This is a genomic window from Curtobacterium sp. C2H10 (assembly GCF_025407985.1).
In the GTDB taxonomy this organism is placed as follows: domain Bacteria; phylum Actinomycetota; class Actinomycetes; order Actinomycetales; family Microbacteriaceae; genus Curtobacterium.
In genome coordinates this window covers 56070-74003 of record NZ_JABXGF010000005.1, presented here as the reverse complement: position 1 = coordinate 74003, position 17934 = coordinate 56070, and the positions used below count along the sequence as shown (strand labels likewise).

Sequence of the window (17934 nt, the reverse complement as noted above, 5' to 3'; positions counted from 1 at the left end):
CGGGTCCGGTGTCGTGTCCTGGAGGCGCGGTGCCGGTGACGTCGTCGGCCGCCGTCACGCGGTGGTCCGGTTGTGCTTCCACGCCTGGTACAGGTAGTCGATCCCGCTCAGGATGGTCGCCAGGAAGGCCGCGGTCATCAGGATGCCGTTCACCCAGTGCGCCCAGTCCCCCACGAGGTTCCACCACGGGAAGAGCGCGGCGGTCAACGCGACGGCCTGCAGCACGGTCTTGATCTTGCCGCCCCGGCTCGCCGGGATCACCCGGTCCGAGAGCACCGCGAACCGGAAGACCGTGATGCCGATCTCGCGCACCATGATCAGCACGGTCACGTACCAGGGGAGCTCGCCGAGGATCGACAGCGCGACGAGCGCACCGCCGATGAGGACCTTGTCCGCGATCGGGTCGACGAGCTTCCCGAAGTCCGTGACGAGGTTCTGCCGGCGGGCGATGATGCCGTCGGCGCTGTCCGTGACGATGGCAACGACGAACACGACGGCCGCCCAGATGCGCAGCGGCCCGTCGGTGCCGGCGTCCGTCAGGAGCAACACGAAGAACAGCGGCGCCATGAGGATGCGCACGACCGTGATGATGTTCGCGACGTTGCCCGTCGACGCCGGGCCGGGGCCCTTGCGCAGGAGTCGTCCGCGCCACGGGAAGCGTGCGCCGTGCGTGGTCTCCGTGCTGTCCGAGGCGGTCATCGCACTCACTCCCTGCCCGTCAGTCCCCACGCGTCCTCATCGGGCTCGTCGTCTGCTTCATCGTACCCGCGCGTCATGTCCGCCACCGGGTCGGCACCGTAGCGGTCGCCGTCGTCGGTCGGGGCGGACGCCGGCGCCGGTGCCGCGGGCGCCGGACCGGCAGCGGGGGCTGCCGGGGCAGCACCCGCTGGTGGCTCCTCGCCCCGGAGCTTCGCGAGCACGGCCGGCAGCTGGTCGGTCGTCACGAGGACGTCGCGCGCCTTCGAGCCCTCGGACGGCCCCACGATGTCGCGGGACTCCATGAGGTCCATCAGACGGCCGGCCTTGGCGAACCCGACGCGGAGCTTGCGCTGGAGCATCGAGGTCGACCCGAACTGCGTCGACACGACCTGCTCGACCGCCGCGAGGAGCAGCTCGAGGTCGTCGCCGATGTCCGCGTCGATCTCCTTGCGCTCGACCACGGCCTGGACGTCCTGGCGGTACTCCGGACGGGCCTGGCGGGTGACGTGCTGGACGACCTCGGCGACCTCGCTCTCCTGCACCCAGGCACCCTGGACGCGGAGCGACTTCGACGAGCCCATCGGCAGGAAGAGCGCGTCGCCCTGCCCGATGAGCTTGTCGGCGCCCGGCTGGTCGAGGATGACCCGGGAGTCGGTGACGCTGGTCACCGCGAAGGCGATGCGCGACGGCACGTTCGCCTTGATGAGCCCGGTGATGACGTCGACCGACGGACGCTGCGTCGCGAGCACCAGGTGGATGCCGGCGGCACGGGCGAGCTGGGTGATGCGGACGATCGACTCCTCGACGTCACGCGGTGCGACGAGCATGAGGTCGGCGAGCTCGTCGACGACCACGAGCAGGTACGGGTACGGCTTGAGCTTCCGCTCGCTGCCGGCCGGAAGGACGATCTCGTTGTTCGCGATCGCCTTGTTGAAGTCGTCGACGTGCCGGAACCCGAACGACGCGAGGTCGTCGTACCGCATGTCCATCTCCTTCACGACCCACTGCAGCGCCTCGGCCGCCTTCTTCGGGTTCGTGATGATGGGCGTGATGAGGTGCGGGACGCCGGCGTAGATCGAGAGCTCGACTCGCTTCGGGTCGACGAGGACCATGCGGACCTCGGACGGCTTCGCGCGCATGAGCAGCGACGTGATCATCGAGTTGATGAACACCGACTTGCCGGACCCGGTGGAGCCGGCGACGAGCAGGTGCGGCATCTTCGCGAGGTTGGCCACGACGAAGCCGCCCTCGACGTCCTTGCCGACGCCGATCGTCATCGGGTGCTTGGACTTGCGAGCGGCGTTCGAGCGCAGGACGTCACCGAGGGAGACGGTCTCGCGGTCGGTGTTCGGGATCTCGACGCCGATCGCGCTCTTGCCCGGGATCGGCGACAGGATGCGGACCTCGTTCGAGGCGACCGCGTACGACAGGTTCTTCGACAGGGCGGTGACGCGCTCGACCTTCACGCCGGGGCCGAGCTCGATCTCGTACCGGGTCACCGTCGGCCCACGGGAGAACCCGGTGACCTTCGCGTCCACCTTGAACTCGGTGAGGACGCTCGTGATGGCGGCGACGATGTCGTCGTTCGCCTGGCTGCGCGCGACCGACGGCGTGCCGGAGCTCAGCGTCGTGGCGGCCGGCAGCCGGTAGGGCGCGGCCGGGTCCTCGTCGGGGCCGGCCACCGGGGGCAGGCCGTCCGTGTCGTCGGCGGCGTCGACGGCGAGGTCCTCGGCCGGGAGCGACGGCGAGACCACCGGCGACACCGAGGCGTCCGGACGGACGACCTCGGCCGGCGCGGGGCGTTCCGGCACCGGGGTCCCGAAGTCACGCAGGGCCTGTTCGGCGATCTGCAGGTCCTGCTCGACCGAGTCGTTGAGGTTGACCGAACCGGGCTCGGCCGGCGTGTGGTCGACCAGACCGGCGGCGGCACCGGCGTTCGGGCCGGGTGCCGGCGCGGCTGCTGCGGCCGGGGGGACGGTCGACGTCGCACCGCTGATCACGGGGCTGTCGTACGCGGGGTCCTCTTCGCGACCGGACTTGTTCCGGCGCCACCACGGGATGGTCCCGCCCTCGGCGTCGGACTCGGCGGCCTTGTCGTCCTCGAAGCCGAGGTCGTCGAACAGCTGGAAGTCGGTGTCGCCCTTCGCGCCGCGCTTCTTCGTCGGCTTGGTCCGTGCGGCGGGCGCCTCGGCGACGGGCTCGTCCGTCTCCGTCGCGGGGGCCGGCGCGCCGAACAGGTACGCGTAGAGCTCGTGCAGGCGCCGACCGATCTTGTTCGGCGGCGTCTTGGTGATGATGAAGAGGGAGAGCACGAGCAGCAGCACCGCGACCGGCACCGCGACCCACTCGGTGGCGACCGCGACGAGCCAGGCGATCACGACCCAGCCGATGACACCGCCGGCGGTCGCCAGCGCGGGCATGCCGTCCGAGGCGCTCGGCTGCCCGCCGAACACGTGGCAGAGCGCCGCGATGGAGACGAGCAACAGGCCGAGACCGATCCCGATCCGGGTGTTGTCGTGCACGGACGCCGGGTGCCGGAAGAGCCACCCGGCGAACACGACCATGATGACGGGCAACGCGAAGGCCAGCCGACCGAACAGCCCGCCGAACGTGTACGCGTCGAGCGCCACCGAGACGGCGTTCGACGGGTTGAGCCACTCGACCACCGCGCCGGCGACCGCCAGCACGAAGAGCAGGAACGGGAACCCGTCGCGCCGCTGGTCCTTCTCGAGCGTCTCCGTGCCGAGCAGGCGGAAGACCGCGCCGACGCCGTGCGCCATCGCGAGCCAGAACGTCACGAGGGGGTTCTGTTCGCGGAAGACCGGGGTCGGTGCGGCCTGCGGCAGCTTCTTCGTCGTGGCCTGGGTGCGCGACGAGCCACGCGTCCCGCTTCCACGGGACGACGAGGACGCGCGCGAGCGCGTGGTCGACTTGGTGCCTCCGGCCATGGGCAGAACCCTAATCCCCCCTCAGGACAAACCGAGCGCGGCCCGCCGCAGCATCCGCGACGGATGCCACGGCGGGCGCGGTGTCAGTACCGGATCGCGTCGATGACCTTCACCCGGACCGCGAGCACCGCGGGCAGGAAGCCGGCGAGCGCGCCGACGAACACCGCCGACCCGACGCCGATGAGCGCCGCCTCGAGCGGGAACGGCGCCCCACCGACCTCGACCCCGCTCGTGATCAGTCCGCGCACGGTGTCGTTCCCGAGGACCGCGGCGCCGATCATCACGCCGATGCCGCCGGCCACCGCGGTGCCGAGGACGTTCTCGAGCAGGACCGCCACGAAGATCCGCCCCGCCGAGGCGCCGACGCCGCGACGGATGCCGATCTCACGGATGCGCTGGCGGACGCTCACGAGCGACACGTTGAGCAAGCCGAGGCCACCGAGCACGAGGACGAGCACCGCGACGCCCGCGATGACGTAGCGCATCGCGCCGAGCGGGTCGCCGTCCACCGAGCCCGCGGCGTCCATGCGGCCGGCGTCCACCGACACGTCGCCACCGACCGCGCGCTCCGCGTCGCTGGCGATGCGGTTCGCGAGTGCCTTCGCACCGTGCTCGGGGATCCAGACCTCGAACGTCCGCTGGTTGCCGTCGTCCGCGCCGGGCGTGACGCTCGCCGTCGCGACGGAGTTCGCCAGCTGGTAGAACATCGGGTCGGTGTCGTACTCCGACGACACGTACTGCCCGACGACGACCGCGGTGACGCCGGGGGTGCCCGGCATCCGGACGGTCGGGTGCGTGACCACGTCCGCGCCACCGAGCCGGTCGAGGAACGCCTGGTTGACGACGAGCGCCGGTGCCAGGCGGTCCCGGTCGGATTCGGAGAACCAGTCCCCCGCGGCGATCCGCAGCCGGTGGATCTCGGCCCACGGCGGGTCGACCGTCATGCCCTGGACCTCGGCGACACCGTCCGGGAACTGGATGCGACGGGACGTGTACGACGCCTCGGTCGCGTACTGCACGTCGTACCGGTCCGCGGCCGCGCGGAGTTCCCGGTCGACCGCGTCCGCCGTGGCCGCCGCGGCCGCACCGGTGCCGTCGCCGGAGCCGGGCGTCCCGGTGATGCTGTAGGTCGCGGGACGTCCGCCGTACTGCTCGTTGAACGCCGCCGTCACGCGCTCCGCGAGCGACCCGAACCCGACGACGACGGCGAGCGAGGCCACCGCGATCGTGACGCCGACGAGGCTGAGCACGACCCGGCCACGGTGGACCCGGAGTTCCTGCCAGGACTCGACCAGCGTGCCGACGACGGTCGTCACGACCCGGTTCACGGCGTCACCCCGACGACCTCGGCGGCGATCCCGGCGACGGACACGTCCGTGGGGTCGACGACCAGGCCGTGGTCGATGCGGTGGACGACGTCCGCTCGTGCGGCGACGGCGGCGTCGTGGGTGATCGTCACGAGCGCCGCCCCGGTCTCGCCGGCGACGGTCTCGAGGAGCTCCATCACGACACGACCCGTGTCGACGTCGAGTGCGCCCGTCGGTTCGTCCGCGAGGATCAGGCGCGGCGCACGCACGAGCGCGCGGGCGATCGCGACGCGCTGCTGCTCACCGCCCGAGAGGCGGTGCGGCTGCGTGTCGGCGCGGTCCGCGAGTCCGACCCGGTCGAGCATCTCGAGTGCGAGCCGACGCCTGGCCCAGAAGGCTCGTCCGGTCGCGTAGAGCAGGGGGACCTCGACGTTCTCGAGCGCGGTGCGCCCCTGCAGGAGGTTGAACTGCTGGAACACGAACCCGACGTCCTCCCCGCGGATCCGGTCCCGCCGGAGCGACCCGGCACGACCGACGTCGACACCGCCGAACTCGTGGACGCCGTCGGTCGGGGTGTCGAGCAACCCGAGCACGTTGAGCAGGGTGGACTTGCCCGACCCCGAGCGCCCGACGATCGCGACCCGGCTGCCCGCGTCGACGTCGAGGTCGACGCCACGCAGGATCTCGAGCTCGGACCCGTCCGGGAGCTCGACCGACTTGCGCAGCCCGCGCACCCGGACGAGGGACGCTGCCCGCGCGCTCATCCGACCACCACGGAGCCGTCGTCGGCGAACTCGTCGCCCTCGACCTGCTCCTTGCCCGGGACGAACTGCAGGACGGTGTCGCCCTCCGACAGCCCCGACCGGACCTCGACGCTCTCCCCGTCGTTGAGGCCGAGCGCGACGGTCTTCTCGGCACGCTTGCCGTCCTCGCCCACGACCGTGACGACGCCCTTCTGCGCCGTGCCCTGCACCGCGGTCGTCGGGAGCGTCAGGACGCCCTCCGCCTTCCCCGCGGGGACCGCGACCGTGACCTCGAGTCCGGGGAACACGGTGACCCCGCTCGGCACGTCGCACGCGAGTTCCGTGCCCCCGGCCGAGGCGTCACCGGAGCCGTCGTCGCCGGCGTCGCCGTCGTCCGCGGAGGACGCCGCAGCACTCGTCAGTGTGAGGTGGGTGCAGGTGAACGGCGCCGGGCCGTCGGTGACGGTGACGGTCGCCTCGGACGGACGCGAGGTGAGGCGGTAGAGCTGGGCGGCATCGAGGGTCGCGGTCGCCCGGTAGGCCTCCGGTGCCACGCGTGCCACGGTGTCACCGATGGCCACGGGCTGCTTCGTGACGAGGTCGAGTCCGGACACGGTGCCGGACGCCGGCGCGACGACGGTCGAGAAGGTCACGGTCGGGGGCAGCGGTTCGCCGTCGTCGGTCGTCCCCGTCGACGGGGTCTCGACCCGGACGTCGATCACCGGGGCGCCCTGCTCGACGTGCGCGCCGTTGCCGGCGAACACCTTGTTCACCGTGCCCTCGACCGAGGAGCGGACGGCCGTGGCGGCCACCGACCGGATCGTGCCGGTCGCCTCGACGTCGTTCACGATGTCGCCGGTCGCGACCGTGACGGTCGGGTCCTCGATCGCGCCGGTCGGGACGGTCTCCTCGCCCTCGGGCTGGGCTGCGAAGAACGCGAGGCGGACGAGGGACACCGCGATGGCGGCGAACACGAGGAACTTGAGGCCGGGCCACACCCAGCGACGCAGGACAGTCACCCCGGAACACTATTGTCTGACATACCGACAGAAGATCATCCTGTGGGATGAAACCGGTCAGCCGACAGGCCGGAACGTGCCAGGAGGCGCGGTGCACGTCCGTCAGGAACGTGCACCGCGCCTCCTGGACACGGCCACTGCGACCACCGCGACGTCCGCGGTGGTCGCGACGAGCACTACGCCTCGATGACCACCGGCACGATCATCGGACGACGACGGTGCTTCGTGTTCACCCAGCGACCCACGGTCCGGCGGACGACCTGCCCGAAGGCGTGCCCGTCGCGCGTGCCGTTCGCGGCCGCCTCGGCGAGCGCCTTCGCGATCTGCGGACGGACGTCGTCGAAGACCGAGTCGTCCTCGGCGAAGCCGCGCGACTGGATCTCCGGGCCGACGACGCACTGGCCGGTGGTGAAGTCCACCGCGGCGAAGATCGAGATGAAGCCCTCTTCCGCGAGGACCCGGCGGTCCTTGAGGTCGGCGTCGGTGATCTCGCCCACGGTCGACCCGTCGACGTAGACGTACCCGATGTCGAGCTGGCCGGCGACCCGGACCTCGCCGTCCTTCAGGTCGACGACGATGCCGTCCTGGCCGAGGATGACGTTCCGCGGCGGCACACCGGTCTGGATCGCGAGGTCCGCGCTGGCGTACAGGTGGCGGTGCTCGCCGTGCACGGGCAGCACGTTCTTCGGCCGGAGGATGTTGTAGCAGTAGAGCAGTTCGCCGGCCGACGCGTGTCCGGAGACGTGCACCTTGGCGTTGCCCTTGTGCACGACCTTCGCGCCGAGCTTGGTGAGCCCGTCGATGACGCGGTACACGGCGTTCTCGTTGCCCGGGATCAGCGACGAGGCGAGGATGACGGTGTCGCCCTCGCCGATCTCGATCTGGTGCTCGAGGTTGGCCATGCGCGCGAGCACGGCCATCGGCTCGCCCTGCGACCCGGTCGACATGTAGACGATCTGGTCGTCGGGGACGTTCTTCGCCTTCTTCGTGTCGATGAGCACGTTCTCGGGCACCCGGAGGTAGCCGAGGTCGGCGGCGATCGTCATGTTGCGGATCATCGAGCGGCCCATGAACGCGACCTTGCGGTTCGCGGCGGCAGCGGCGTCGAGGACCTGCTGCACGCGGTGCACGTGCGACGAGAAGCTCGCCACGACGACCTTCTTGCGGGCGCGCGTGATGATGTTCTCGAGCACGGGTCCGATGTCGCGCTCGGGCGCGGTGAAGCCCGGCACGTCGGCGTTGGTCGAGTCCGGCAGGAACAGGTCGACGCCCTGCTCCCCCAGGCGTGCGAAGGCACGGAGGTCGGTGATGCGGTCGTCCAGCGGGAGCTGGTCCATCTTGAAGTCGCCCGTGTGCAGGACACGACCGGCGGGGGTCGTGATCGCGACGGCGAGGGCGTCCGGGATGGAGTGGTTGACGGCCACGAACTCGAGGTGGAACGGGCCGAGCTGCTCGGTCTGGTCCTCGGCCACGACGAGCGTGTACGGCTTGATCCGGTGTTCCTTGAGCTTCGCCTCGACGAGGGCCAGGGTCAGCGTGGAGCCGATCAGCGGGATGTCGTCGCGGAGCTTCAGCAGGTACGGGACGGCGCCGATGTGGTCCTCGTGGCCGTGCGTGAGCACGACGCCGAGGACGTCGTCGAGGCGGTCCCGGATCGGCGCGAAGTCCGGCAGGATCAGGTCGACCCCGGGCTGGTGCTCCTCGGGGAAGAGCACGCCGGCGTCGACGATGAGCAGCTTGCCCTCGTACTCGTACACGGTCATGTTGCGACCGATCTCGCCGAGTCCCCCGACGGGGATGACGCGGAGGGTGCCGGCTTCGAGCGGCTGCGGTTCGGAGATCTGTGTGGGCATTCGGTCCTACGGATTCGGGCGACGCGCGTCCTGCGCGCCGCGTGTTCGCTAGCGGGTGGTGCCTGGCACCTTCGGAAGAGCACCGCCGGCCGCTGCGTTGCGGTCGGGGCGGAAGTTGGAGAAGTCGGCGCCCGGGATGTCCCGGACGGCTTCGAGCGAGGTCTCGATGGCGTACGCCTCGGAGTCCTCGGGGCCGACGAGCGGCAACCGGACGCGCGGGCTGCCGATGCGGCCGAGCCCGTGCAGGATGTACTTCGCCGCCACGGTACCCGGCACGTGCGTCATCACGGCACGGACGAGGGGTTCGACGCGCTTGTGCTCGGCGGTCGCGGTGGCCAGGTCGCCCCGGTTCACGGCGTCGACGATGGTGCGGTACGGCGTCGACGTGATGTTCGCCGTGACGCCGATGAGCCCCGTCGCGCCGATCGACAGGTGCGGGAGCACGTTCGTGTCGTCGCCCGAGAAGTACATGAGGTCGGTGTTGTTGAGCACCCGGGACACCTCGGCGAAGTCGCCCTTGGCGTCCTTCACCGCGAGGATGTTCGGGTGGTGCGAGGCCCGCACGATCGTCTCGTACGTGATCGGGATGCCCGTGCGACCGGGGATGTCGTACAGGATCACCGGCAGGTCGGTCGCGTCGGCGATCATCCGGAAGTGGGTGAGCACACCGGACTGCGTCGGCTTGTTGTAGTACGGCGTGACGATCATCACACCGTCGGCGCCGGCCTTCTCGCTCTGCTTGTAGAGGTGGATCGCGTGCGCGGTCTCGTTCGACCCGCCACCCGTGATGATCTTCGCGCGGCCCGCGGCGACGGACTTGCCGACCTCGACCAGCCGGAGCTTCTCGGGGTCGGTCAGCGTGCTCGTCTCACCGGTCGTGCCGGTGACCACGATGCCGTCGGCGCCGGCGGTGATGCAGTCGTCGATGTGCTGCTCGACGCCGGGCCAGTCGACCTCGCCGTCGGCCGTGAACGGGGTCACGAGGGCGACGAGGACCTGACCGAAGGGATTCTCACGCGGGGACACGGGCACCAGCGTACCGGGGATGCGCGCGAGGGCTGCCGTCCGCGTGGACGGTGCGGCTCCGGAACCTGTCGAACCAGGTTTCCGACGTCGAACCATCGCCGACGCCTGGTGCGATGTCGTTTCCGTGGTTCCACGCCGCAGGGCCCGCCGCGGCGGCGCCCGCCGCGGCAGAGCCCGCCGCGGCGGCGCCCGGCGCTACGCGCGCCGGCGCCACTCGAGGAAGCAGTAGCGCGTCCCGTCGACGCGCGACTCCTGCCACGGCCCCTCGTCGACGAGCGACCACCCGGCCACCCCGGCGAGCGTCGGCGCCACGGTGTCCCCCGGCACCTCGACGTCGATCACCGTCTCGGAGACCCGGTCGGCGAAGGGCACCCCCGCCGCGTACACCTGCCCGCCGCCCATGATCCACACGGGCTCGTCGGTGTCCAGCGCGGTCGCCAGGTCGTGCACGGCCTCGGCCCCGTCGGCCGTCCATGAGGCGTCTCGCGTCAGCACGACGTTCCGCCGCCCGGGCAGCGGCCGGAAGCGCTCCGGCAACGACTCCCACGTGCGGCGCCCCATCACGACGGTCGCGTCGCCGGTGACCTGCCGGAAGTGCGCGAGGTCCTCCGGCACGTGCCACGGCATCCCGCCGTCGGCCCCGATCACGCCGTTCGTCGACCGCGCCCAGACCATCCCGACACCACGGACGGGCTCGGTCCACGAAGACGACATCAGACGGCGACCGCGGCCGTGATCGCCGGGTGGTGGTGGTAGCCGACGACCGTGAAGTCCTCGTACTCGTAGTCGTCGATCGAGTCCCGCGGCGCGAGCTCGAGCGTGGGGAGCGCGTACGCGGTCCGGGACAGCTGCTCCTCCACCTGCTCGACGTGGTTGTCGTAGACGTGGCAGTCGCCGCCGGTCCACACGAACTCGCCGACCTCGAGCCCGGTCTGCGCCGCGATCATGTGGGTGAGCAGCGCGTACGAGGCGATGTTGAACGGGACGCCGAGGAACATGTCCGCGCTCCGCTGGTAGAGCTGGCACGAGAGCTTGCCGTCGTTCACGTAGAACTGGAAGAACGCGTGGCACGGGGCGAGCGCCATCTCGGGGATGTCGGCGACGTTCCACGCCGAGACGATCAGGCGGCGGCTGTCCGGGTTCGTCGTGATCTGCTCGATGACCTGGGCGATCTGGTCGACGTGCTCCCCCGACGGCGTCGGCCACGAGCGCCACTGCACGCCGTACACCGGGCCGAGGTCGCCGTCCTCGTCCGCCCACTCGTTCCAGATCCGGACGCCGTGCTCCTGCAGCCAGCGGGCGTTGCCGTCGCCGCGCAGGAACCAGAGCAGCTCGTAGGCGACGGACTTGAAGTGCACCCGCTTCGTCGTGACGAGCGGGAAGCCCTTCGACAGGTCGTACCGGAGCTGTGCGCCGAACAGGCTGCGGGTCCCCGTCCCGGTGCGGTCGCCCTTCGGAGTCCCTTCGGTGAGGACACGCCGCAGCAGGTCCTCGTAGGGGGTCGCGACGGTGGGGTCGGGCTGCACGGTCTCGCTGTCGGTCACGACCACGAGCCTACGACGAGCCGGAGACATCCACGGGCAGTTGAGTAGCGTGAGCGACATGACGACAGCGCCGCTCTCGATCCTGCTCGCCGGTGCGTCCGGCTTCATCGGTACGCCCCTCGTCCACGCCCTGCGCGAGGCCGGGCACCACGTCACCACCCTCGTCCGACGCGAGCCGCGCACGGCGAGCGAGTTCCGCTGGTCCCCGGGCACCCGGAAGCTCGACCCGGCAATCCTCGACGGCGCCGACGTCGTGATCAACCTCGCCGGCGCGAACATCGGCAAGCTCCCCTGGACCGAGACCTACAAGCAGGAGATCCTGCAGTCGCGGGTGTCCGCCACCGAGACCCTCGTCGAGGCCATGCGCCACGCGACGAACCCGCCGCCGCTGTTCCTCTCGGGGTCTGCCTCGGGGGTCTACGGCGACCGTCCGGCCGACGTCCTGCAGGACGACGCGGCCGCCGGCACCGGCTTCCTGGCCGAGGTCTGCACCGCGTGGGAGGCCGCCGCGAACGCCGCTCCCGAGGGCGTCCGCGTCGTGACGCTCCGCACCGGCATCGTCGTCGGGAAGGGCGGCGGCGCGCTCGCACCGCTCGTCCCGCTCACGAAGACCGGGCTCGGCGGCCGCCTCGGCACCGGTGGGCAGCACTGGCCGTGGATCGCCCTCGAGGACGAGGTGGGCGCGATCGTGCACCTCGCGACCAGCCCCGACGCCTCGGACGTCGTCGGGCCGGTGAACCTCGCCGGCCCCGAGGCCGCCGTCGCCGACCGCATCACCAAGCGCGTCGCCGAGGACCTGCACCGGCCCTACCTCTTCCGGATCCCGGAGTTCGCGCTCCGGCTGCTCCTGCAGCAGGCGGCCGACGAGATGCTCCTGTCGAGCCAGCAGATGGTGCCGACGAAGCTGCTCGAGTCCGGCTACGCGTTCCGGTACCAGCGCGCCGAGGACGCGGTCGACGCCGCGTTCTGACGCGACCGGCTGCGGGCCCGGAGGCGCGGTGCGGGCCTGCACCGCGCCTCCTGTCAGGACACGCGTGCCCTGGTGAGCGCTTCGCGCATCGCGGCCCGCGCCCGCTTGCGGTCACCCGCGGCGTCGTAGACGACGCCGAGTCGGTACCACCCCCGCCAGTCCGCCGGGTCGGACTCGACGGCGGCCCGGTACTCGGGGAAGAGCTCGTCGGCGGCCTCGCGCGTGGGACGCCCCGAGGGACGGACCGGGACGACGTCCGAGGGAGCGCCGCCCTCCTGCTCGAGCCGGGCGCCGAGCCGGGTGATGCGCAGGCCGAAGCGGAACTCGAGCACGAGCAGCAGCGCACCGATCGCCGCGACGACGAAGAGCGCGACGCCGATGCCGATGCCGATCGGGATGCCCGTCGCGATGAACGCCACGGCACGCTGTCCGACGAGCACGATGTACAGCGCCAGCAGCACTGCCATGAGCGCCGCGCCCCAGAAGGGCGAACGGAGGGACCGGGTCAGGCGCACGACGGTCAGCCGATACCGAGGACGCTGCCGAGGCCGACCGTGAGGCCGCGCATCGACCCCACGGCGGACAGGGCTGCACGGATGCCAGCCACGTAGGCGACATCGTCGTTCGTGTCGTGCCGGATGGTCAGGGTCTCGCCGGGGCCGCTCAGCACCACGTCCTGCACGGCCGTGACGCCCGGCAGACGGAGCGAGTGGATCGGGACGCTCGCGACCTGCTGCCCCCGCGCGCGCTGGTCGACGTGGGGTGCGTCGACCGGACCGACCTCGCGCCGGGCGTCGGCGATGAGCTCGGCCGTGCGGACGGCGGTGCCCGACGGGGAGTCGATCTTGCCGGCGTGGTGCGTCTCGACGATCTCGACCGAGGGGAACCAGGGGGCGGCGATCGTCGCCAGGTGGGTGCCGAGCACGGACCCGATCGAGAAGTTCGGGACCACGAAGACGCCCTGCTCCGGACGCGACTCCAGCCCCGCGCGGAGTGTCGCGAGTCGGTCGCCGGACCACCCGGACGTCCCGACGAGCACGTTCGCGCCGCTCACGAGGGCGTTGTCGACGATCGCGGGGCTGAGCGCCGGGACGGTCACGTCCACCACGATCGCCGCGCCGCCGAACACGTCGGGACCGGCCTCGTGCGCGCCGTCCTTCGAGGACAGGCTCGCGACGAGCTCGAAGTCGGGCAGTTCCTCGACCACGGCGGCCACGAGGCCCCCGAGACGACCGGTGGCGCCGACGACGGCGACGGGAGTGACCATGTCCACCATCCTAGGATCGACGCATGACGCTCGAGGTCAGGACCGTGCCGGCAGACATCCCCGAGGTCGACGCCCTGCTCGACGCGTACCTCGACGAGCGCGAGGCCACGTTCCCGAGCGCGCAGGGGTCGTACTCGCGGAAGCGCACCCCGGCGGCCGAGTTCACGCCGCCGGTCGGCACCTTCGTCGTCGCGTACGACGGAGGTCGCGCGGTCGGGTGCGGCGGCCTCCGTCGGCTCCCCGACGACGGCGACGACGTCCGGTTCGAGGTGAAGCACGTCTTCGTGACCCCGGAGGGACGTGGACGCGGCGTGGCGACGGCGGTCATGGACGCGCTCGAGGCGAGCGGTGTCGAGCTCGGCGCGACGGCGATCGTGCTGGACACGAACGACTCCCTCGTCGCCGCCGGTGCGATGTACCGCGGTCGGGGCTACGAGCGGGTACCCGCGTTCAACGACAACCCGAACGCGACCGCCTGGTACCGCAAGCCGGTGCGCTGAGGCGATCCGCGCCTCCGCTCCGAACGGCAGGGCATGGTCCTGCTCCTCCGTGCCCTCGACTCCCCGACCCGCCTGCCGTTCCTCTCGATCTCGCTCGTCCGGGTCGCGCTCGGGCTGTTCTTCGCCGCGTCCGGGTGGAACAAGACCGTGACCGCTCCGGGTCGCGCGGCGATGGCGGAGACGATCCGCTCGATCGGCGCGCCGGTGCCCGACGTCACGGCCGCGGTGGTCGCGGGCTGCGAGCTCGTCTTCGGCGTGCTGCTCGCCGTCGGCCTCGTGACGCGGGCGGCTGCGGCCGTCCTCGCCGTGATCAGCACGGTCGCGCTCACGACCGTGGCGGTCCACCAGCTCGGGCCGGCGGACGCAGTGACCTGGTTCAGCGACCTGCTGTACCTGCCCGAGGTGCTGTACCTGCTCCTCGCGGTGGTGCTGGTCGCGCTCGGCGGTGGGCCGTTCGGGCTGGACCGGGTGCTCCGAGCGCGGGTCGCCGCACTCCGGGTGCGCAGGGCCCGTCAGACGGGCTGACCGACCGGCAGGCCCGTCCTGAGCTCGACGGGCAGGTGCGCCAGGTCGTTGAGCGCGACGACCTCGGCCGGCTTGGCCGAGCGGATCCGGATGATCGTCAACGCCGTGTGCGCCACGTTCGTCCCCATCCAGCGCCACTCCGGCGCCTGGAACGCCTCGCGCACGAACCAGCCGATGACGGCGTTGTGCGTGATGAGGAGGTCGTGCCGGTCCTCGCGGGCAGGGGTGAACCACTCCGCCACCGCATCGCCCATCTGGGCCTGCCCGGCGACGATCTCCTCTTCCGTGATGCCGCCGTACCACCCCTGGTAGGCGTGCGGCATGTCCGGCGTCGGACCCGACGGGATGCAGTCGAAGAGCAGGGTCGACGGCTCGGGCTCGATCGCCGGGAGCCGCTGCGACAGGAACGACGCGGTCTCGCTCGGCGCTTCGAGCGGCGAGTGGTAGACGCCGTCGAACGGCACGCCGCCGAGACGGTCCGCGACGAGCATCGCCTGCCGCTTGCCGCGCTCGGACAGCTTGCCGTCCCGCAGCCCGTGTTCGGCGTCCTGGTGTTCGCCGTGCCGGACGAGGTAGAGGTAGTGCGACATGTCGGTGCTCAACCGCCGATCCCGATCGCGGCCGCGAGCTCGTCCTGCTGCACCGCACCGACCACCGAGGTGATCGTGGGCCGGGTCAGGAGGTCGCGGGCCAGGTCGAGGACGTCGTCGGTGGTGACCCGGTCCACGCGCTCGAGGGCGGTGGCCAGGTCGGTGAACTCCCCCGTGCCGAGCTCGGACCGGCCGAGTCGGGTCATCCGGGCGTCGGAGTCCTCGAGCGAGAGCGTGAGCGCCCCCTCGATCTGCCCCTTCGCGCGACGGAGCTCGTCGCTGGTGATGCCGTCGTCGACCATCCGGCGGAACTCCGCGTCGACGATCTCGACGACCCCGGCGACGTTGTCGGGGGCACACCCGGCGTAGACGCCGAAGGCACCGTTGTCGAGGTAGGCGGGCGCGAAGGAGCTCACCGCGTAGGCGAGTCCGCGGCGCTCGCGCACCTCTTGGAAGAGTCGGGAGCTCATGCCACCGCCGAGCACGGCGTTGAGCACGCTGAGGACCGGCCGCCGTTCGTCACGGAGGTCGAGGCCCTGCGACCCGCGGAGCATCGAGACCTGTTCGGTCGGACGGTGCACGACCGAGAGCTTGGGGATCGCCGGGTCCGCCACCGGCTGCGGCGTGCGCCGTGCCAGCGGAGCAGCGTTCGGGGCGCCCTGGAACACGGCCTCGACGAGCTCGCAGAAGCGGTCGTGGTCGATCGCCCCGGCGGCGGTGACGACGATGCCGTTCGGCGCGTAGTGCTCGCGGTAGTGAGCGAGGACCTCGTCCCGCTGCACGGCGCGGATGCTCTCCGGCGTGCCGCCGATCGGCCGGCCGAGGGCGTGCCCGTCGAAGGCCGCGGCGAAGAACGCCTCGCCGGCGACGTCGGCCGGGTCGTCCGCCGCCATCGCCAGCTCTTCGAGGATGACCCCGCGCTCGATGTCGAACGCCGCGTCGTCGAGGACGGAGCCGGTGACCATGTCCCCGATGACCGAGACGGCCATCGGGACGTCGGCGTCACGGACCCGTGCGTAGTAGCACGTGTACTCCTTGGCGGTGGCGGCGTTGTGCTCGCCACCGACGGAGTCGAACGAGATCGCGATGTCGAGGGCCGACCGGGTCCGGGTCCCCTTGAACAACAGGTGTTCGAGGAAGTGCGTCGAGCCGTACTGGCCGTCGCGTTCGTCGCGGGAGCCGACCCCGACCCAGAAGCCGAGGCTCGTCGAACTCGCTCCGGGCATGGCCTCGGTCAGGACCCGCACGCCGGACGGGAGGACGGTTCGGCGGACGAAGGCGCCCCCGGACGTCAGGAACGACGTGTCCGGGGCCTCGAGCGGCAACGGCACTGGGTGGTTCATCGCAGACGAGCCTACTGACCCCGGAGCGCCCGCCGCCCAGTTTCCACAGCCGCTCACGGTGTCACTCGAAGTGGGGTACAGATATGGAGGATAGAAAGACTCGTCTGTCTGTCCTCCTTGTGGTACAGTTCTCGTACCGGATCGGAAGCCCCCCTATATTCCGATCCGGTGGCTCGGGACATCAGTCCTCGCGCGGCACGAGTCCCCCCGCTCCGCCGCGGAGCCGATGAGCCCAAGGAGAGCCACGCTGTGACGGTCGATTCCCCCCAACCGACCGTCCAGCGTCTCCCTGGCCCGAGCACGAACCTCGCGTCGCCGGACGGGTCGAGCGTCCCCCCGGCTCCCCGTTCCGGCGGCGCGAAGGTCCGGATCCTCGAGACCGCCACGCGGCTCTTCTACGAAGAGGGCATCCACGGCGTCGGCGTCGACCGTCTCATCTCCGAGGCGAGCGTCACGAAGGCGACGTTCTACAAGCACTACGGGTCGAAGGACAACCTGATCCTGGCCTACATCCGGACGCAGCACGAGCGCGTGCAACAGCGGATGGAACAGCTCATCGCCGATGCCGGCTCGCCCGAGGCAGCCGTCCGGGCCTGGGTCACGGCCCTCGCCGACGAGGTCAACGACCCCGACTTCCGCGGCTGCGCGTTCCTCAACGCCGCCGCCGAGTACCACGACCCGCGCGACCCCGTGCGCGAGGTCGTCGCGATGCACCGCGACTGGTACACCGAGCGACTGGCCGACCTGCTGCAGGAGTCCGGCCACACCCTGCCGGGCGACGGTGCGGACGAGCTCATGCTCGCGCGCGACGGCGCCATGTCCGGCGCGTACGCCGGTGACGCGATCGCGGCGACGGCGGCCCTCGGCCGCGTCGTCGAGCGCGTGCTCGCCGCCTGACGACGCACGTCGCGTCGACGAACGCGACCGTCTGTCGGCCTGGAGGCACGGGTCGGCCCCGCACCGCGCCTCCCGTCCGCCGGTGGGCACCGAGCGACATCCGAGCACGCGGGTGTTGGCTGGGGACATGGCCAACGACCCCAACTGGAACCTCCCCGAGGTCCCGTCCTTCACCCTGACCAGCCCCGACTTCATCGACGGCGGCGCGCTCCCGACGTCCGCCCGCGGCACCGACGTCGGCGGCGAGGACCGCTCCCCCGCGCTCGAGTGGTCCGGCGCTCCGGAGGGCACGCAGAGCTTCGTGCTCACGGTGTACGACCCCGATGCCCCGACGGGGTCCGGGTTCTGGCACTGGAGCCTCACGGACGTCCCGGCGTCGGCGACCTCGCTACCGGCCGGTGCCGGGACCGACGACGCGCTGCTCCCAGCCGAGGCGCTGCGCCGCCGCAACGAGTTCGGGACGGACACGTTCCTCGGCGCGGCACCGCCCGCCGGGCACGGTCCGCACCGGTACTTCTTCACGCTGAGCGCGCTCGACGTGCCCGTCCTCGAGGCGCCCGCGGACGCGACGCCCGCGGTGGTCGGCTTCGTGCTCCGCGAGCACCTGCTCGGCCGCGCGCAGCTCGTCGGCACCCAGGAGACCCCCGCCGCGTAGTCCCGCAACGGCGAACGGCCGCCGCCCCGGAAGGGACGGCGGCCGTTC

18 protein-coding genes are annotated in these 17934 nt (G+C 71.6%); 5 read left to right on the top strand and 13 right to left on the bottom strand.

The features are described 5' to 3' along the window. Positions 1–54: 54 nt before the first annotated feature. From pgsA to HWD93_RS04320, 9 genes are all read right to left on the bottom strand, one after another. Positions 55–708 (bottom strand): CDP-diacylglycerol--glycerol-3-phosphate 3-phosphatidyltransferase, encoded by a 654-nt coding sequence (gene pgsA / locus HWD93_RS04360; protein WP_083294987.1) that lies wholly within the window; start codon positions 706–708, stop codon positions 55–57. Then, positions 705–3647: a DNA translocase FtsK gene (locus HWD93_RS04355; protein WP_261646132.1), complete on the bottom strand. Its 2943-nt coding sequence runs from the start codon at positions 3645–3647 to the stop codon at positions 705–707. Before HWD93_RS04355 ends, pgsA begins: the two co-directional genes overlap by 4 nt. An 83-nt stretch (positions 3648–3730) precedes the next feature. Next, entirely contained in the window at positions 3731–4975 is a 1245-nt protein-coding gene (locus HWD93_RS04350) for an ABC transporter permease (RefSeq protein ID WP_261646131.1), read from the bottom strand. Next, positions 4972–5718: an ABC transporter ATP-binding protein gene (locus tag HWD93_RS04345; RefSeq protein WP_071295431.1), complete on the bottom strand. Its 747-nt coding sequence runs from the start codon at positions 5716–5718 to the stop codon at positions 4972–4974. The genes HWD93_RS04350 and HWD93_RS04345 overlap by 4 nt, the downstream gene beginning before the upstream one ends. Beyond that, positions 5715–6716: an HlyD family efflux transporter periplasmic adaptor subunit gene (locus HWD93_RS04340; protein WP_071295430.1), complete on the bottom strand. Its 1002-nt coding sequence runs from the start codon at positions 6714–6716 to the stop codon at positions 5715–5717. Before HWD93_RS04340 ends, HWD93_RS04345 begins: the two co-directional genes overlap by 4 nt. Before the next feature lie 176 nt (positions 6717–6892). Then, positions 6893–8569: a ribonuclease J gene (locus tag HWD93_RS04335; RefSeq protein ID WP_070416509.1), complete on the bottom strand. Its 1677-nt coding sequence runs from the start codon at positions 8567–8569 to the stop codon at positions 6893–6895. Positions 8570–8617: 48 nt separating this feature from the next. Next, positions 8618–9595, bottom strand: coding sequence for a 4-hydroxy-tetrahydrodipicolinate synthase (gene dapA / locus HWD93_RS04330; RefSeq protein ID WP_071295500.1), 978 nt, complete (start codon positions 9593–9595; stop codon positions 8618–8620). Between the two features lie 195 nt (positions 9596–9790). After that, positions 9791–10309: a dihydrofolate reductase gene (locus HWD93_RS04325; RefSeq protein WP_261646130.1), complete on the bottom strand. Its 519-nt coding sequence runs from the start codon at positions 10307–10309 to the stop codon at positions 9791–9793. Then, on the bottom strand, positions 10309–11139 hold the full coding sequence (locus HWD93_RS04320) for a thymidylate synthase (protein ID WP_092384850.1): 831 nt from the start codon (positions 11137–11139) through the stop codon (positions 10309–10311). Before HWD93_RS04320 ends, HWD93_RS04325 begins: the two co-directional genes overlap by 1 nt. Positions 11140–11197: 58 nt before the next feature. Between HWD93_RS04320 and HWD93_RS04315 the strand changes: the two genes are divergently transcribed. Beyond that, positions 11198–12109, top strand: a complete 912-nt coding sequence (locus HWD93_RS04315; protein WP_175473607.1) for a TIGR01777 family oxidoreductase — start codon at positions 11198–11200, stop codon at positions 12107–12109. Between the two features lie 53 nt (positions 12110–12162). Here the strand turns inward: HWD93_RS04315 and HWD93_RS04310 are convergent, their stop codons facing one another. Together HWD93_RS04310 and HWD93_RS04305 are read right to left on the bottom strand one after the other, a co-directional pair. Beyond that, a complete protein-coding gene (locus HWD93_RS04310; protein WP_374115138.1) occupies positions 12163–12624 on the bottom strand; it encodes a tetratricopeptide repeat protein in 462 nt (153 codons plus the stop codon). A gap of 5 nt (positions 12625–12629) precedes the next feature. Continuing rightward, on the bottom strand, positions 12630–13376 hold the full coding sequence (locus tag HWD93_RS04305; protein ID WP_070419133.1) for a 4-hydroxy-tetrahydrodipicolinate reductase: 747 nt from the start codon (positions 13374–13376) through the stop codon (positions 12630–12632). Between the two features lie 23 nt (positions 13377–13399). On the opposite strand from HWD93_RS04305, the gene HWD93_RS04300 reads away from it, so the two are divergent. Both HWD93_RS04300 and HWD93_RS04295 read left to right on the top strand, forming a co-directional pair. Beyond that, positions 13400–13876 carry a GNAT family N-acetyltransferase gene (locus HWD93_RS04300; RefSeq protein ID WP_261646129.1) on the top strand — a complete coding sequence of 159 codons (477 nt, stop codon included), beginning with the start codon at positions 13400–13402 and terminating at the stop codon, positions 13874–13876. A gap of 33 nt (positions 13877–13909) precedes the next feature. Then, positions 13910–14401 (top strand): DoxX family protein, encoded by a 492-nt coding sequence (locus HWD93_RS04295; RefSeq protein ID WP_261646128.1) that lies wholly within the window; start codon positions 13910–13912, stop codon positions 14399–14401. Here HWD93_RS04295 and HWD93_RS04290 read toward each other — a convergent pair. Both HWD93_RS04290 and HWD93_RS04285 read right to left on the bottom strand, forming a co-directional pair. Beyond that, positions 14389–14991 (bottom strand): histidine phosphatase family protein, encoded by a 603-nt coding sequence (locus HWD93_RS04290; protein ID WP_070419134.1) that lies wholly within the window; start codon positions 14989–14991, stop codon positions 14389–14391. The two genes, HWD93_RS04295 and HWD93_RS04290, sit on opposite strands and share 13 nt — an antisense overlap. 8 nt (positions 14992–14999) lie before the next feature. Next, the gene (locus HWD93_RS04285) at positions 15000–16334 is read right to left on the bottom strand and encodes a pitrilysin family protein (RefSeq protein ID WP_070416515.1); all 1335 of its coding nucleotides are present in this window, start codon (positions 16332–16334) and stop codon (positions 15000–15002) included. 249 nt (positions 16335–16583) lie between these two features. On the opposite strand from HWD93_RS04285, the gene HWD93_RS04280 reads away from it, so the two are divergent. Both HWD93_RS04280 and HWD93_RS04275 read left to right on the top strand, forming a co-directional pair. Then, entirely contained in the window at positions 16584–17231 is a 648-nt protein-coding gene (locus tag HWD93_RS04280; protein WP_071295424.1) for a TetR/AcrR family transcriptional regulator, read from the top strand. Positions 17232–17358: 127 nt separating this feature from the next. After that, positions 17359–17886, top strand: a complete 528-nt coding sequence (locus tag HWD93_RS04275) for a YbhB/YbcL family Raf kinase inhibitor-like protein (protein ID WP_261646127.1) — start codon at positions 17359–17361, stop codon at positions 17884–17886. Positions 17887–17934 lie beyond the last annotated feature (48 nt).